Annotated in this window: 20 protein-coding genes; 4 read left to right on the forward strand and 16 right to left on the reverse strand. The window is 41.8% G+C overall.

Annotated features, from left to right (window positions below):
* Positions 1 to 20: 20 nt before the first annotated feature.
* The gene (locus F9817_RS19290; protein ID WP_161157801.1) at positions 21 to 539 is read right to left on the reverse strand and encodes a GNAT family N-acetyltransferase; all 519 of its coding nucleotides are present in this window, start codon (positions 537 to 539) and stop codon (positions 21 to 23) included.
* Positions 540 to 806: 267 nt separating this feature from the next.
* On the opposite strand from F9817_RS19290, the gene F9817_RS19295 reads away from it, so the two are divergent.
* The 3 genes from F9817_RS19295 (at position 807) to glpD (ending at position 5189) form a co-directional block, all read left to right on the forward strand.
* Positions 807 to 2771 carry a methyl-accepting chemotaxis protein gene (locus tag F9817_RS19295; protein ID WP_161157802.1) on the forward strand — a complete coding sequence of 655 codons (1965 nt, stop codon included), beginning with the start codon at positions 807 to 809 and terminating at the stop codon, positions 2769 to 2771.
* Between the two features lie 184 nt (positions 2772 to 2955).
* On the forward strand, positions 2956 to 3390 hold the full coding sequence (locus F9817_RS19300; RefSeq protein WP_161157803.1) for a DUF3069 domain-containing protein: 435 nt from the start codon (positions 2956 to 2958) through the stop codon (positions 3388 to 3390).
* Positions 3391 to 3575: 185 nt separating this feature from the next.
* Positions 3576 to 5189 carry a glycerol-3-phosphate dehydrogenase gene (glpD, locus tag F9817_RS19305; RefSeq protein WP_161157804.1) on the forward strand — a complete coding sequence of 538 codons (1614 nt, stop codon included), beginning with the start codon at positions 3576 to 3578 and terminating at the stop codon, positions 5187 to 5189.
* Here the strand turns inward: glpD and F9817_RS19310 are convergent.
* The 13 genes from F9817_RS19310 to F9817_RS19370 all read right to left on the reverse strand — a co-directional run bounded on the left by F9817_RS19310 (position 5166) and on the right by F9817_RS19370 (position 12027).
* Positions 5166 to 5774 (reverse strand): DJ-1/PfpI family protein, encoded by a 609-nt coding sequence (locus F9817_RS19310; protein WP_161157805.1) that lies wholly within the window; start codon positions 5772 to 5774, stop codon positions 5166 to 5168. The genes glpD and F9817_RS19310 overlap by 24 nt on opposite strands.
* Positions 5775 to 5783: 9 nt before the next feature.
* On the reverse strand, positions 5784 to 5927 hold the full coding sequence (locus F9817_RS19315) for a hypothetical protein (RefSeq protein WP_161157806.1): 144 nt from the start codon (positions 5925 to 5927) through the stop codon (positions 5784 to 5786).
* Positions 5928 to 5957: 30 nt separating this feature from the next.
* Positions 5958 to 6233: a hypothetical protein gene (locus F9817_RS19320; RefSeq protein ID WP_161157807.1), complete on the reverse strand. Its 276-nt coding sequence runs from the start codon at positions 6231 to 6233 to the stop codon at positions 5958 to 5960.
* A gap of 113 nt (positions 6234 to 6346) precedes the next feature.
* Complete coding sequence (locus tag F9817_RS19325) at positions 6347 to 6979, reverse strand: HAD family hydrolase (protein WP_161157808.1); 633 nt, start codon at positions 6977 to 6979, stop codon at positions 6347 to 6349.
* A gap of 171 nt (positions 6980 to 7150) precedes the next feature.
* The gene (locus tag F9817_RS19330; RefSeq protein ID WP_161157809.1) at positions 7151 to 7597 is read right to left on the reverse strand and encodes a GNAT family N-acetyltransferase; all 447 of its coding nucleotides are present in this window, start codon (positions 7595 to 7597) and stop codon (positions 7151 to 7153) included.
* Positions 7598 to 7714: 117 nt separating this feature from the next.
* A complete protein-coding gene (locus F9817_RS19335) occupies positions 7715 to 8119 on the reverse strand; it encodes a hypothetical protein (RefSeq protein WP_161157810.1) in 405 nt (134 codons plus the stop codon).
* Positions 8120 to 8341 (reverse strand): membrane protein insertion efficiency factor YidD, encoded by a 222-nt coding sequence (yidD, locus tag F9817_RS19340; RefSeq protein WP_268982066.1) that lies wholly within the window; start codon positions 8339 to 8341, stop codon positions 8120 to 8122.
* A 1-nt stretch (position 8342) separates the two neighbouring features.
* Entirely contained in the window at positions 8343 to 8558 is a 216-nt protein-coding gene (locus F9817_RS19345; RefSeq protein WP_161157811.1) for a DUF4177 domain-containing protein, read from the reverse strand.
* 264 nt (positions 8559 to 8822) lie between these two features.
* Positions 8823 to 9257 (reverse strand): GNAT family N-acetyltransferase, encoded by a 435-nt coding sequence (locus tag F9817_RS19350; RefSeq protein WP_161157812.1) that lies wholly within the window; start codon positions 9255 to 9257, stop codon positions 8823 to 8825.
* A 21-nt stretch (positions 9258 to 9278) separates the two neighbouring features.
* The gene (locus F9817_RS19355; RefSeq protein WP_161157813.1) at positions 9279 to 10034 is read right to left on the reverse strand and encodes a class I SAM-dependent methyltransferase; all 756 of its coding nucleotides are present in this window, start codon (positions 10032 to 10034) and stop codon (positions 9279 to 9281) included.
* 100 nt (positions 10035 to 10134) lie between these two features.
* Entirely contained in the window at positions 10135 to 10644 is a 510-nt protein-coding gene (locus F9817_RS19360; RefSeq protein ID WP_161157814.1) for an O-acetyl-ADP-ribose deacetylase, read from the reverse strand.
* Positions 10641 to 11159 (reverse strand): GNAT family N-acetyltransferase, encoded by a 519-nt coding sequence (locus F9817_RS19365; RefSeq protein ID WP_161157815.1) that lies wholly within the window; start codon positions 11157 to 11159, stop codon positions 10641 to 10643. Before F9817_RS19365 ends, F9817_RS19360 begins: the two co-directional genes overlap by 4 nt.
* Positions 11160 to 11460: 301 nt before the next feature.
* Complete coding sequence (locus F9817_RS19370; protein WP_161157816.1) at positions 11461 to 12027, reverse strand: cysteine hydrolase family protein; 567 nt, start codon at positions 12025 to 12027, stop codon at positions 11461 to 11463.
* A gap of 126 nt (positions 12028 to 12153) precedes the next feature.
* On the opposite strand from F9817_RS19370, the gene F9817_RS19375 reads away from it, so the two are divergent.
* Positions 12154 to 12471 carry a hypothetical protein gene (locus F9817_RS19375; RefSeq protein WP_161157817.1) on the forward strand — a complete coding sequence of 106 codons (318 nt, stop codon included), beginning with the start codon at positions 12154 to 12156 and terminating at the stop codon, positions 12469 to 12471.
* Positions 12472 to 12615: 144 nt separating this feature from the next.
* Here the strand turns inward: F9817_RS19375 and F9817_RS19380 are convergent, their stop codons facing one another.
* Positions 12616 to 13233, reverse strand: coding sequence for an NUDIX hydrolase (locus F9817_RS19380; protein ID WP_161157818.1), 618 nt, complete (start codon positions 13231 to 13233; stop codon positions 12616 to 12618).
* A gap of 172 nt (positions 13234 to 13405) precedes the next feature.
* Positions 13406 to 14023, reverse strand: coding sequence for a GNAT family N-acetyltransferase (locus tag F9817_RS19385; RefSeq protein WP_161157819.1), 618 nt, complete (start codon positions 14021 to 14023; stop codon positions 13406 to 13408).
* Positions 14024 to 14317: the final 294 nt, after the last annotated feature.

Below are 14317 nucleotides of genomic sequence, written 5' to 3' on the forward strand. Positions count from 1 at the left end.
CTGTAATACTGTTAATAATTTTATTTAATATTTATCCAATAAGTCGCCGTTCTGCGATTAAATTCATCACTTTGCTTAAGCTCATCCAACATACCGCCATTGCGTTCGATGATTTTGCGCGAACCAAGGTTATTTTCGTCGGCAGTCAGCCTTAATTTACTGATACCCAGTTCACGCGCTTGACTCAAAGCCATCTTAAGAATCAGAGTTCCGTAGCCTTTTCTCCGACATGAGGGTGCGATGTCATAGCCGATATGGCCAAGTTCATTACGTAAGATTGGGGCGTTTATATTGTGACGAATTCTTACCACGCCAACAATATTATCGCTATCATCCACCATCCAAAATGTTGAACTCGGCACCCACCCTTCCGGCAACCTCTTTCCCTGCGCATGCATCGTGATCTCGTTAACGTAATTTTGAAAATCCTCTTGAGCTGGTTGGTATAACTCACGATTTTCTTCTCCAGCTGCCTCTATTTCCCGATAAAAAGCAATGAATTGCTGTTGATATAAAGTAGAAGGCGCGATCAATCTCATTAGTTATCCTTTTAGAGTAATGTCTTAATTTTGTTCTTTATATCATAGTGTTAGATATAAAAACATCGTAAACCATCCCTCTTTATCATCAACGTGAATGAACATGTAACTCCTTTTTTCTTAATTATAAGACACCCACAAAGATGTATTTGCTATCAAAGGTGATACACATCACCTAGCAACATATTTTGTTTACATCAAGCTCAATCATAATAACTAGGTCGCAAAAATAATTTTTTACATCAGAAGGTGATGTTGGGAGTGCGTATGATTAATTGGCAATCAGTAAGAACTAAAGTGATACTCGGCTTTAGTGTGTGTGTGGTCAGTTTTGCATTCACTTCTGGTACATCGCTGATCGGTTTAAACCACTCCGCTACTGCATTCAAACACGTATTGAAGGAATCGCATCTATTCGCGCTAGTTAGTGACGTACAGTCTACCTTTCTAAGTGCGCGTATATCCGCGACCCAATTCTTTTTTGACCACTTAGATGAAGAGCTAGCCACGTTTAACAGAGAACGCCTCAAGCTCGAAAAGGCATTAAATACGCTCGAACACAGCCCGGTAATGAAAACGAACCCGAAACTGAATCAAGAAACTGAGCAGTTATCGAAAGATATTCATTCTTACATCGCACTATTTGAAAAGGTGATTGAGCAGATTCATAGCTTTGATGACATTTACCAAAATCAATTTTTAAAAGAGTTTAAAATTGTTAAACAGGATCTCGATAACCTCCTGATTACTGCCAAACAATCTCAAGACTCTAACTTTGAATATACCATTGCCAAACTTCTTGAAGTCATGCTGTCAATCGAAGTCAAAGCAATCGAAGCCATATACGATAGCCAGCACGACACAAAAGAATTTGAACATTTAGTGAGTGGCGAGTTACCCAAATACCTACAATCCGTTAAATCTCAATTACATAATGCGCAAGAGCGAGCGTTGTTTACTGACTTTGAAAAACATGAAAAACTTTTCTTAGCCGCTTTCGATAAGCTTAACTCGCTGATTGTCATCTTATTGAAAGAGAAGCACCAACTTGCCATATTTGGCAGTCGTACGGCTGATGACATTAAAATGATAAAAGCCGATTTACTCGAAATGCAACAGCATGAAGCCGACGTCATTGCACAAGAGAAAGCACTGTTTCAATTACTTATCGAGATTCTCAGTGGGGTTGCATTACTGACGGCAATAGCGTGTTCAGTGGGCTGCTCAAGGATGATCAGTAACGGAATGGATCGTTTAACCGTGGGTATCCGAGCCCTTGCAGCCGGCGATCTCACCCACCGCAATGACGTTGACTTGCGTAAAAAAGACGAATTCACGACATTAAGCTATCACCTTAACCTCTCGTTCGAATCGTTAGCGGAAGTCATAGGTGAAGTCAGTAATGCATCGGGTAGCGTCAACACTATGTCTGGCTCGCTCAATCACATCGCAGGCAATGTAAATAATTCCACCACGACGTTAAAAAGTGAGATGGAACAGATCAGTGTCGCGCTCCACCAAATGACAGCCTCGTCGGAAGAGATTGCGTGTAGTGCAGAACAAACCTCGCAATTTACTAGTAGTGCATCAGAATCAACATCGATCACTGTTGAAACCATCAGCGCCGTGCTCAGCAGTATTTCAACCATCAATCAAGATATGAATGATTGCGCGGCGACCACACAGCAATTGCTGAAACAATCAGAGAGTATTGGTTCCATCATCACCACCATTCATGGCATCGCTGAGCAGACCAACCTACTCGCCTTAAATGCAGCAATCGAATCCGCTCGCGCGGGCGAACAAGGCCGAGGTTTCGCAGTGGTTGCCGATGAAGTTCGCTCACTGTCTCATCGCACCCAAACGTCCACTGATGAAATAGAAGCATTAATCGCGCAATTGCAACAAAGCGTCGAACAAGTGAATACATCGGTCGTGCACTGTCAGGACACAACAACCCGAGCCAGTTGCCAAGCAAACCAAGTTACAGAATCGATGGATACAATCAAAAATACCATTGATGAGCTGCATGATGCTAATTCCCAAGTGGCGATAGCGATAGAAGAACAAAACGCAACCACCTGCGCTATCAGTGGCAGCATTGATAATGCCACAGAAATCAGCGTGAATACCGCAAACGACGCATCTGAGTTACAACGTAACAGTGAAGAATTAGCGGATATGTCAATCCGTCTTATGTCTCGAGTTAAACAGTTCAAATTAGCAAGCTAATATTTTCCTCTAGCCCCGTTGGTGGGGCTAGAGGCATTTATGCTAACTGGTTCGTCATTTCTAACGCAAATCATGTAATAAAACGCTGAAAAAACCGCCAAACAACCGATTGATTAACGATGTTTATTGACTTCTGCCGAGAACTTTTTAGGATCGCCATTTTACATAATTAGGATCACCAATCATGTCCGATACTACCCCAACCGAAACTCCAGTTGTAGACTTGGAGTCTCTATCACCTGAGCTACGTCATGTGATCGAATTTGAGCAAGTGCCCGAAGCCATGTATCACATGATTCAATCCATCCACGAAGTGTCTGAAGAAGCTGTACGGGAATCTTGGGATAGCCTACCAGCCAGTGCACAAAATATCCTGGATAGCTTCGATCAATTTCATGCCCTCATCACTGTAAGCCAAGCTTTTGCAGGGATGAACGTCATGGAAGAGTTTCCAACGCTCAATTTACCGAAAGACATGAGTGATGAAGATAAAGAAAACTATCGCACTCAAATGTTAGACGAAGTACTGTATAACTGCGTTAAAGACATGATGAAGCAACTGAAAAAGGCTCGTCGTGACCCTATTCTAAAACGTGATTTTCGTGAAGTGTTTGCTTAAGTAGCCCCCTTCAATGAAAAACCGCTTATTTTAATAGGCGGTTTTTTTATGCTTATTAAGGTCATTTAAGTATCTTTAGCCTACCCTTATTATTGAGCCATCTATCATAACTTATAGAAAGTGATGGATTTTTACGCAAAAAAAACGTTTTAATAGAAATTCAGATCGCTAGCTAGGGACGCTTTATGATGCAGCCGAAAACATCCGCTCACCCACAACATGAGACTATTTTCGACATTATCGTGGTCGGCGGAGGAATTAACGGAGCTGGAATTGCAGCAGAAGCCAGTCAAAGAGGGCTAAAAGTTGCAATCTACGATGCACATGATTTCGCTGGCGCAACCTCATCAGCCAGTTCAAAACTGATTCATGGCGGCCTGCGATATTTAGAGCATTATGAATTTCGTCTGGTCAGTGAAGCTCTAGCTGAACGCGAAGTGCTACTGAAAAAAGCGCCCCACCTTGTTAAACCCATGCGATTTCGTCTGCCTCATGAACCCCATTTGCGCCCCACCTGGATGATTCGAATGGGCTTATTTCTTTACGATCATTTAGGTATGAGAGGGAAAGCACCTGCGATCATTAAACCGCATGACGCTCAAGCCGATTCAACATTGGAGAAAAGCTATCGTATCACCCTTGATCCCAATGTCGTGAAAGAGACATTTAAGCAGGGATTCGAATATTCAGATTGCTGGGTTGATGATGCCCGTTTAGTTATTCTGAACATTTTAAGTGCACAAGAGCATGGGGCCGAAACTCGCAACTACTGTACAGTAGAAAAAGCCTATCACAAAGATGGCTTATGGCATGTTGATTTATTCGACCAAAGAACTCAGACTCGCTCAACTCGTATGAGTAAAACGTTAGTCAATGCCACCGGCCCATGGGTGAAATCCTTTCTGACTCAACAAACTCAATTAACGTCACCTTATGGCATCCGCATGATAAAAGGATCCCATATCGTTGTACCCCAAATTCATGACGAACCATATGCCTATATTTTGCAAAACAGCGACCATCGAATCGTATTCGTCATCCCCTATTTGGAGAAATATTCATTAATTGGCACCACCGATGTTGAATATCACGGCAACCCAAGAGAAGCATCGATATCTGAACAAGAACAAGATTATCTCATCGAGATTGTGAACCAACATTTCAAACACCAAATTCGTCGCGAAGATATCGTTTACCAATATAGTGGTGTACGACCATTATGTGATGATGAATCCGATTCTCCACAGGCGATTACTCGTGACTACACTCTGGCTCTCGATGAATCTTGTCCATCCATTTTGTCGATATTCGGTGGCAAACTCACCACTTATAGAAAATTGGCTCAAGCGGCATTAGAAAAGCTCGAACCGTATTTGCCTAATATTGAGCCAGAGCCAAAGATTCCGTCTACCTTACCAGGTTCAGAGCACTATGATTACTCAATGTTGTATCACGATCTCACTCAAGCCTACCCTTTCATTGCATCGGAATTAATTCAGCGATGGCTCACCAGTTACGGTTCGCGCGTTAGCACGACGCTACTACGTAACGTTTCTTGCACGGCTGATTTAGGGAGTGAACTGATACCTGGGCTATTTACCAAAGAAGTGGACTACTTATTAGAATTTGAGCATGTCTATCACGTTGATGATGTACTTTGGCGCCGCACAAAATTAGGTATTGAGGCCAATGAAGAACAAGTAACAATAGTGGACAACTACCTACGGCAGAAACGCGATTCGGAACAAGGAAAAGCACCAGAGACAACGTCACCTTTAACTGAAATCATTAAAGATTAGATCTTCTTGCGTTCCAGTCTTCCAATCGTAGTCCATTTGCATTGCCGTTAGCTCAGCAAGCTCTAAATCTGCTATCTGACTTACAAGCCACAAACACATATCGATACCTGCTGATATTCCCGCCGAAGTCACCACATGACCATCGTGCACCCAACGCGAGTCCGAGATGACTTGAGTATTAGTAAACAACTGTTTGAGTTGCGGAAGATCTTCCCAATGTGTGGTGGCTTTTTTCCCCTCTAACAGCCCAGCTTTACCTAATAAAAACGCGCCAGTGCACACGGACGTGACCCATTGTGCTGACTGTGCAACATCCACTATCCAAGCAATCACATCTGCTTTATCCATTTCATCATGATGAACACCACCGACCACAACTAAAACATCAATAGGAGGATGGGACGTGACCGAATACTTGGGGGTATGATTAAACCCTCCTCGAGCTTGAATAGGGTTGAGTGTTTGCCCTAACGTGAAGACATTCCAATCAGGTCGCCGTAAACGTGCTGCCGTCGAAAAAACTTCAAAGGGACCGCTAAAATCAAGTACTTCCGAGTTTTCGTAGACGTAAATGCCAATATTCATACTTTGTTTTTATTCATCCTTTTCTGTCGCAGATATTGCTATCGCATGCTCTTGAGCAAGAGTAGTTGCTTGTAGCTGTTTAATGTCATCCCACAATTGATCTTTTTCAATCCCTGAAATGCGTTGTTCGTATTTATACCCAAGTAACCTCAAGATGCTGTTTCAGCGAGAATGTATTCGCTCTTAGGCAAGGCACTGATTTGAAGACATAGCCATTCTACGTTGAAAATCAGTAACACCGCCTAGGAGCGAATACAACTCGCCCTTCGGGAGCTCATCTTCTAAATAAACCGTCCGTCGACTTTCTATTTCTTGTCGTACTTCTGCAACTTCATTGACCAGACCAGATAGATAAGTATCTGGCCCTTGAAACCAATCACTATTGTGATCGAGGCATTTTTTACGCTCAGCAATCATCATTAGCTGATCAAGTAACTGATGGTTTAATTCTTTTTTCATCTTGGTGTATGGCCTTAATCACAACAATTACATAGAAAACTCTATCATAAATGACACCTTCTCACTGGATCAGCGTCTTGACCTTACTTAAGTAAAGATGGGAGTAAATTTGATTACATCAGTAGAGCAAAATCTGTAATTGTCTGTTTCGCTTTACTAAAATCGTTACTACCATTGAAATCATGCGCAATCGCAATCACTTCACAACCAGCCGCAACACCCGCTTCGATGCCCGCTGCAGAATCCTCAAAAATGATAGCTTGGGAAGCGTCCACACCTAACTGTTTAAGCGCTGATACGTAAGCTTCTGGATCAGGTTTATGTTTTTGAACATCCTCACGACAAATCATGACCGAAAACAGATGCGTCAATTCAAGCTGTTGCAATATATGTTCAACCATCCAGCGAGCGGCAGAACTGACTAAAGCAAGTGACTTGCTCTGTTTTGCTAACGATTCTAGGTATTCACGGGCGCCAGGATTAAGCGTCAGTTGCTCATTGAGTAAACGCTCGTAATGAGCGCGAAATTTCACGTTGAATTCGTCGAACGGAGGCTGAATATTTCCTTGTTCAAAAAAATGCTGCGTCACTTGATCCCAATTTTGCCCCATTACAGCCTGATAGATATGATAATCAATGTTTACACCATACTCTTCGCATGCCATTGCAATCGCTTTACCCTTTAAGGGCTCTGAATTGACTAAAGTACCATCCATATCAAAGAGGTATGCGTGATGTTGTGTCATATATTTCCTACTGTTATTTAATTACTTGAAAAATATCTTATATGCCCGAAAAATATTGGAATAATCATGAAACCATTCTCGCTGCAACAGAATCATGGGATAACTGGAGTTAGCATTCACTGGCAGTGTATGTGAACTGCCAATAAAATGCTGAGTATTTAAAAACGGTCGTTAAAAAGAGAGTACAGGTAATTCCATTTGATATTGATGCGCCGTTTTCTGATGATGGAACCCTATCCTTTGATAAAACAGATGGGAGTGCTCACGGCTAATATTTGAGCGCACCACTAGTTCTGTTAGTCCATGAACTGTTGCCCATTCTTTTGCCTGTTCGACCAATGCTCGGCCGATTCCTGCACGACGTTCAACATCGGCCACAACTAAGCCCGTGATTTCGGCTTTAAAACCCGACTCAAGAAATAGCCGCTTTTCTACTGCAACCCAACCTAAGGTTAATTCATCACGCTTGGCGACAAATACAGTATGGCTGTCGGAATGAAGCATTTGATGTAACCACTGGCGGGATTGCTCTTGATCGGCATGATAACCAAGTTGTGATGTCAAACTATGAATAGCTGTCACGTCCTGCATGGTGGCGAGAGTGATTGATAACGACATAACTCACCTTAAATACAATTGATGTGTAACACCAATGTGATACCTCTTAAATACTTAGTCGTTCTCGTTGAGCCCTACAAAAAGCAACGAGACAATATCGCTAAGTATAACAAGACGTTATTGTTCTACCAGTGGTTTTTCTCTCGCTTCACAAAGTATTTTTGTAGAAACAGAATAATTATACTGACGGACAATTTTTTGTGAGAAAAATAACTGAGGTAATTCAAATAACACTAATAAACCGATAATAAACCAACCGGAAGTAATACCCAGTGAAATCGTCGTAATTGCGACAATTAATAGAAAGATTTCCCCCAAAAATAAGCCATATCGACCAAGATAAAGATGGTGAAAACCACCAATAAACGACCAATTTAGTACTGCATACGTATCGGGATCCTTAATTCGCGCCGCTAGCTGGGCAAAGTAATAGCGTTTGCGAGTCACCTCTAAGGCATGGACTTGTTGACTTAAAGCTTGCTCTTTTTCTTCTAAATCATGGTTCGATTCGAAGATATTCATTTATGGGACCTCATCACGAATCTTTTCGACTAAATCTGGATGATTACATCGACGAATACGTGCCAAACCTAGTTTCCAACCTTTGAGTGCGCCATATTTTTCAATGCATAAACGAGTGTATTCCGAACACGTGGGCTCGAAATTACACTCCGTTTGAAACCAACGCCGAGATCCACCTGTTCTTTGATAAAAGCGGATCAAGGCTAACGATAAGCGACGCAAATTAGCGGCCTAGAGTTAAAATAACAGCTTCACGCTGCCAAAAGAGCATAAACCTTTTTTTCTCAATCACTTGAAAAACAACTTGCCAACCATCTTGCGCATAACGATTCAACTCTGCTTCCAAGCGTTGCAAAGGAAGGCCACTTGAACCGAGTAAAATTGTGCCGCAACCGCCTTCAACAATAGAGACGACTTTATATTCGTTAAAATTTGCCATGTTATTACCAACGTTGTTTGCACCCTATAAGGGCATTAGTCATAGGGACAAATCATATACACACCCACAATTTATATCAATTATCAATATGTTATATTGCTCTCAAAAAAGAGGGACTCTTTTGCAAATTGCCCAAAAACCCCCGTCATTAATGGCAATATTGATGTTCAACGCAGAATCACTATGGCTTCAAATCAGAGCCTTACCTAAGAGCGAATATATTCGCGCTGAAACAGCATCTTGAGGTTACTGGGCTATGACCGTTTATATATTTTCATTATTACTACTATTAAAACTGAACATACGAACGTCATCACGAGGTTCCCAGCCTAAACGGTCATAGAACGCTTGGGCCGATTTATTCCCGTTGAATACAAATAAATGGGTTTTATCAATGCCAACCTTGGCTAAGGCGTCGACTGCATGGGCAATTAATTGACGTCCAACTCCCTGACCACGGCACAGCTTATCAACAGACAGATGCTGAACGTATCCGCGTCGACCATCAGTGCCAACTAAAATGGCCCCCACCAATTTATCATGGTTAAAAGCCACAAAGCTCAGGCCTGGATTATGTTGCAAATATCGACCAATATTTTCTCGTGAATCGCTATCTCTCATTCGTAAGTTTTCGGTTTGATACCACAACTCAATCACGTGGTTATAATCATCAATTTCCATGGTTCGAATTTGCAACATATTCATTTCCTTATTTTATTACTATGCCGTCTTTATCGCTTTAAAGCGCAACCTTACATAATCCGCCACCCAGCCTTCCTGTTCTGAATACAGTTTTGTTTTCACCAAGCTTTCAACCTCACCAAAAAACACCTGCTGCTGTGTCGGTGTTAAATGACCAATCGCATGGGCGGCAAAAATCTTAAGCCATTCAATAATTCCTGATTGTACCGGAGTTGGCCTTGGGATTAATTCAATATATTCCACTTTAAATCCATGTGAAAGTAATTGTTTTTCATACTGTTGTGGTGATGGGAAATACCAAGGTGATTGATAACTTCCATATTCAGGGTGATTGTTGAAAACCGTTTCAATGGCCTCACGAATTGCTGCGATATTGCCATAACCGCCCATTTCGGCTACGAAACGGCCACCGGTTTTTAGTGATTGAGCAACACCTGCGATCACCGCGTCGCTGTTTGTCATCCAATGTAACGCGGCGTTACTGAACACGGCATCAAACTCTTGCTGATAATTGAGCTCTTCCCCGCTTTTTACATAGGCTTCAATACCTTTGCTTTTGGCAGCGTCAATCATACTGTCACTGGCATCAACGCCGACGATATGACAACCATACTCAACCAGATGTTGTGCTAATGTCCCATCGCCACAACCCAGATCGAGAATATGCTCCCCGCGCTGAGGGGCTAATAAATCAACGACTGGCAAGCCCAATCGCGATACAAATTCGGCATCTTTGGCATATTTTGATGAATTCCATACTTGTGACTGAGTCATACTTTGAGTCCTTATTTAGAGAGTATCGCGGTCTAAAGACCGTAAGAAAGTCGAACGACAAAACGCCATTCCACCTATAAAAGAAAGCTTGGAGTTGGGATCAGAGGAGACTATTGAGCGTGTGTTGCCAGATAGTCAGATCGAGTGGTTTGAATAGATAAAATTGGATATGCAGATTTGGGATTTCTGCATTTAAACAGGTATTTAAAGCGATAAAAGCCGCTTCATCGTGGGGAAAGCCATAAACTCCACATGAGATCGCAGGAAACGCAATACTGTTACAATGGGTTTGTTCCGCAAGCTCCAATGATGATTCATAGGCTTTAGCTAATAACCTTTCAGGATGACGAACTTGATCATAAATAGGTCCAACGGTGTGAATGACATACTGTGCAGATAAGTTTCCCGCCGGAGTAAGGCGAGCTTCACCCGTCGGACAACGAACCCCATCCACTTCAGGCAGAGCTTGGCACGCCGCTAGTAATTCTGGACCAGCTGCACGATGAATGGCGCCATCGACCCCGCCACCACCAAGTAGAGAGCAGTTAGCCGCGTTAACAATTGCATCCACTTTTGCCTGAGTAATGTCTCCACAAATCAGTTCTATCATGACAAACGCTCCTGATTTGCACCTAAAGGCTCAGTCACTGCAGGCCATTTCATTACAACAAGCTCATCACCATTATTATTTTGATAAGTCACATCACAATTGACAAAACCAGCATGCTGATAGAGGGCTTGAGCTTTTTTATGTTCCTGATGAACCGTTAGATAAATTGACTCGTGCTGAGCATACCGTTTTTGAAGATACGCAGGCAATATGCGTAATACCGCTCGGGCATAACCGTTATGCTGGTAACGCTGATCAATAAAAAACGCTCGTAAACCCAACGCATTAAGTGGCGCGCAGTGAAACTGAGCGCCATAGCGAGTATCGACGAGGAAAAAACCGATCACGCACTCAATTCCCTTATTATGGTGAGATAATACGACATAAGGATGCACGTCAAAACCCACACTAGAAAGTATCATATCCATACTGCCCACATAGCGAAGCTGTGACGGTGTCACCGACAAGGCGACCAGTTCGGCATAATGCTGTTGAGCTAACGGGCTAATACTCACACTAGGTTCCATAAACAACCTTGGCATAATGAATGACGGTTACTCGCAAACGACCATCGCGTACGGCGCTGACATTTACTGGTTAATAATAGTACTCAATCCGTTATAGCATTTTATGTAACAAGGTGTATACCCTCTCGTAACCTTTTATTGCCTATGAGACATATCGCAGCCAAAAAAACGCTCTTCAAGCCATTATTTTGAAGAGCGTTGTCATTCGTCATACAGATTTTTAAACTAGAAATGAATCAATGTCTTGCCTAACAGAAAACATTTACGCTGAGGCAGCGCCGAGAAGTCACTATAATTTGATATCAAAAAACTGTTGTGCCCCATTTAAGTTTTTCAAAATACACTCAGTCGTTGCCAACTTGATAGGCACACCAAAACTACTCATCGATGAGAGTGTCTCATTATGGTGCTGACGAATATTGGCTGCTAGTGCATGTGCTTTATCATGAGTGGTATGAGCATCTGCAACTAATAAAACAGGAAAACCTAACCCCGCCGCTCGCCGAGTGGTGGTATCAACACAAAAGTCACTCGCATAACCACAGATAACCACACGATCGACATTCTCCTTTTCTAGAAGCGCCGCTAATTGGGTATGTAGAAAAGAATCGGGCGTTGTTTTACGTACATAAAAGGCACTGGGGTCAGTGTGTAATTGCGTGGGCAATTGCCACTCAGGACTATTGAATGGTAATTCCTCTTCCTCATGTTGAATGAAGACAACAGGATAGGATTGTTCCTGGGCCCATTTTGTTAAGGCATTGATATTGCTTATCACTTGCTCTGCTTTATATGGAGGTGGTGTAACATTGAATAGACCATCTTGTACATCAATAACCAATAAGGCTAATTTCATTCTTTTTCCCTCTTATACCCAAGTAACCTAAACCTAAATAAAAAAGATGGGGCCTATACAGTACCCATTCTCCAACAAATTCGATACAATAGCCTTACATTTACTATGACTATTATTATCACCTTCATGAGTAAAAAACCTGATCGCAGCACCGCCATGCGCCTAATTATCGAGGCGGTTAAATCGGAATTTCCTCTTTATCAAGCCGATACATTTGTTTGTGGCCCTGACAATGAATGTATTGGTTGTCCCAAAAAATTAATGGAGCTCGTGGATACCGAACTCACCTATTGGGAATACGCAATAGAACGTGGGGAAATTCCAACATTCGATGAATTAAATCGCTTTGGCAAAATGTGTAAAAACGTACGCCGAGGACTTGTTCGCAATAAGCGCTTACCTCAAAAAGAAATTGATACTAAAAATATTACCAACGCTGCCTAACCAAAGTAGAGCTTAAATTTTGTGTTTTAACGTTTTATTAAGGCCTAAAAAAACTGGATGCGCAACATCAATAATGCCAAGAAAAAATCGTCAAGCATACCAAGGGATTACAACGAGAACTCTCTCTAATACGAGAGTTCTATATCAATCGACATACACATCTAATGTAGGATCGTTAAAGTGTTCAAACATCATTTCAATATCTTTAGGTAACGTACGTGATTCTGACAATTCGGGAATCTCATCACGGCCGAAAAAGCCAATGTCAGAAATCTCAATATTTTCTTTTGCTTCTCCTGAAATAAAATCACACAGAAAAAATAACTTGTAGATATGAAATGTAAACAGTGGATGATACCCGTGCACTGCGCGATCTTTAATGGCAACTAAGCGTGGATTCGCTACTTCGTAACCAGATTCTTCACGTACTTCACGCATAACGCCTTGCGTTGGCGTTTCGCACACATCACCCCATCCACCCGGTAAGGTCCATTTGCCATCTTCTCTCTCTTTGACGAGTAAGATTTTTCCGTCTTTAAACACTGCACCGCGGACATCAATTTTGGGGGTAGGATAACCCGTTTCATTAATGTAGAGCTGTTCAATTTTATCAACGTCCGTCCCGGCCAAATCCGCAATCATTTGAAAGGCGATATCTTGAACTTGATCAAACCGCTCCAAATCAAATTTATCCTTGCTATAAGCATGTCCAGCCTGTGCTATCGCTTGAAGCTTTTTAGCCATTTCCAGCCATGGTTGCATGACAACTTTCTCCCTATTGGTAGTGCAACCACTCTTTATTTAACACAAGAGAAAAATAACTAATTGATTTAACAATGAGTAGCGCAATCAGGCCTCTACCCTATCACACAGACACTAAAAGAATGTGACAATGTTCATATAAAAATTGTAAACCATTAGAATTAACTAATCATTAACTGTGCGCTGATAGTGATTTTTCAACCTTCGCCAAGGTGGGAGTAGAACCAAATTGGGAACAGAGATCCAACCATTCCTCTTTCAAGACACCGTATTTAATTGAGTCGTAATATTCACCTTGGTAATAACGGACTTTACGCATACGTCCTTCGAGTGTTAACCCAAGTTTAGTTGCGCAGGCCATCATCCTTGGATTCCCCGACCAAGTCGTTAAACCAACTCGAGCAATCGTTAATGTATTAAACAGGTGCGAGATCCAAGGAATCAAAGCCTTAAAAGCAATACCTTGTCCCCAGTAGTGGGAATCATAAATAATCACTCCAACTTCCAACCAACGGGTATCTTTGTTTTCCCAGTAATAAGATACGGAACCGATTGGTTTATCGTTTATCGTGATCAGCAAGCATTCTTCACCTAAACATAGACGGGTAAAATGTCCCATTTGAAAATCTCTCAAATTAGGTCGTTCATACCCAAAGTAAGGTCCGTTCGTTTTTGTCCATTCTTCATCGTCGGTGATAAGTTGATAAATATCGACAAGTTCACTGGGATAGGCAGGCCTTAAAGCAACATCGTCAAACACTAAATCGGTAAAATCAGTTCGGTTAGTCATAATAAAACTTAGTAGAATGCTGTAACTACTTATACCCAAATGACCGCAAGATGCAGAGTTCAGAGCTTCATCAACGAGGTTACTAGGGTATAATTCAATAGTACAAAATAGCTTAATGTATTAAGACGATAGTCTCTCATAGTAAAAATAGTGAAACCGTCCCCTCTCACACCATTCTGACTCTTTTAAATGACAGAAAAATAGATAGAATGATTTCATACCACGAATGACTATGTATTCAAATCAATACGTTGTCTAAGAGCGAGGCCATTCACACTGAAACAGCATTGTGAG

Origin of the sequence: Vibrio eleionomae (assembly GCF_009874545.1) — a bacterium.
GTDB classification, from domain to species: Bacteria; Pseudomonadota; Gammaproteobacteria; order Enterobacterales; family Vibrionaceae; genus Vibrio; species Vibrio nitrifigilis.

What these genes read in the sequence shown, in the direction of transcription:
- F9817_RS19290 (WP_161157801.1), bottom strand. Translation starts at nt 539, where the DNA reads ATGAGATTGATCGCGCCTTCTACTTTATATCAACAGCAATTCATTGCT.
- F9817_RS19295 (WP_161157802.1), top strand. Translation starts at nt 807, where the DNA reads ATGATTAATTGGCAATCAGTAAGAACTAAAGTGATACTCGGCTTTAGT.
- F9817_RS19300 (WP_161157803.1), top strand. Translation starts at nt 2,956, where the DNA reads ATGTCCGATACTACCCCAACCGAAACTCCAGTTGTAGACTTGGAGTCT.
- glpD (WP_161157804.1), top strand. Translation starts at nt 3,576, where the DNA reads ATGATGCAGCCGAAAACATCCGCTCACCCACAACATGAGACTATTTTC.
- F9817_RS19310 (WP_161157805.1), bottom strand. Translation starts at nt 5,774, where the DNA reads ATGAATATTGGCATTTACGTCTACGAAAACTCGGAAGTACTTGATTTT.
- F9817_RS19320 (WP_161157807.1), bottom strand. Translation starts at nt 6,233, where the DNA reads ATGAAAAAAGAATTAAACCATCAGTTACTTGATCAGCTAATGATGATT.
- F9817_RS19325 (WP_161157808.1), bottom strand. Translation starts at nt 6,979, where the DNA reads ATGACACAACATCACGCATACCTCTTTGATATGGATGGTACTTTAGTC.
- F9817_RS19330 (WP_161157809.1), bottom strand. Translation starts at nt 7,597, where the DNA reads ATGTCGTTATCAATCACTCTCGCCACCATGCAGGACGTGACAGCTATT.
- F9817_RS19335 (WP_161157810.1), bottom strand. Translation starts at nt 8,119, where the DNA reads ATGAATATCTTCGAATCGAACCATGATTTAGAAGAAAAAGAGCAAGCT.
- F9817_RS19345 (WP_161157811.1), bottom strand. Translation starts at nt 8,558, where the DNA reads ATGGCAAATTTTAACGAATATAAAGTCGTCTCTATTGTTGAAGGCGGT.
- F9817_RS19350 (WP_161157812.1), bottom strand. Translation starts at nt 9,257, where the DNA reads ATGTTGCAAATTCGAACCATGGAAATTGATGATTATAACCACGTGATT.
- F9817_RS19355 (WP_161157813.1), bottom strand. Translation starts at nt 10,034, where the DNA reads ATGACTCAGTCACAAGTATGGAATTCATCAAAATATGCCAAAGATGCC.
- F9817_RS19360 (WP_161157814.1), bottom strand. Translation starts at nt 10,644, where the DNA reads ATGATAGAACTGATTTGTGGAGACATTACTCAGGCAAAAGTGGATGCA.
- F9817_RS19370 (WP_161157816.1), bottom strand. Translation starts at nt 12,027, where the DNA reads ATGAAATTAGCCTTATTGGTTATTGATGTACAAGATGGTCTATTCAAT.
- F9817_RS19375 (WP_161157817.1), top strand. Translation starts at nt 12,154, where the DNA reads ATGAGTAAAAAACCTGATCGCAGCACCGCCATGCGCCTAATTATCGAG.
- F9817_RS19380 (WP_161157818.1), bottom strand. Translation starts at nt 13,233, where the DNA reads ATGCAACCATGGCTGGAAATGGCTAAAAAGCTTCAAGCGATAGCACAG.
- F9817_RS19385 (WP_161157819.1), bottom strand. Translation starts at nt 14,023, where the DNA reads ATGACTAACCGAACTGATTTTACCGATTTAGTGTTTGACGATGTTGCT.